This is a genomic window from Legionella steelei (genome assembly GCF_001468005.1).
Taxonomy (GTDB): domain Bacteria; phylum Pseudomonadota; class Gammaproteobacteria; order Legionellales; family Legionellaceae; genus Legionella; species Legionella steelei.
In genome coordinates this window covers 1-510 of sequence record NZ_LNYY01000013.1, presented here as the reverse complement: position 1 = coordinate 510, position 510 = coordinate 1, and the positions used below count along the sequence as shown (strand labels likewise).

The window sequence follows — 510 nt, the reverse complement described above, 5'->3', positions numbered from 1 at the left end:
CCCGGGGTTAAAGTCCGGGCGCATCGCGCAATTCGCGGTGGTGTCCCTAATGAATTATTGCGGCTGGCCTTAAGCGTAAATAACCAGATGGCAGCCGAATTGTTATTGGCCATCCCAGCGGTACGCCAAGAAGCAGAAGCGCATGACTATTATCGCGACGAGCAACAAGGTGCGTTGGACTTAGGACAATTAGCGCGCGACCGCGAATCGTCGATGACGGCGCTAAGCCAAGGCGAGCAGCAACGCTTACAGGGCGTCTTAACCCGTTATCAACCCTTACTTACTGCTGCAGGCATTACAAATTGTATACAGGATTTACGCGAGGAATTGGTGTCTCGTTATGAAGCCCATCCGGCAACAGTCTTGGTTCCTGGCGAGAAAGCTGGCCAAAGTAAGACGCTGGTCCTCCCCATGCAATGGTCTGCGTTTCAAGACTTGAAACTGGCCGAGCCTTATTACAGTGCTGCACTCAAAGCTTATTATGCGCATAAGGCACACAGTGCTTGGCGT

1 pseudogene is annotated in these 510 nt (G+C 52.4%); it reads left to right on the top strand.

What is annotated here, in order from left to right:
* A pseudogene (locus tag Lste_RS19235) lies at positions 1-510 on the top strand (ankyrin repeat domain-containing protein); the annotation flags it as partial.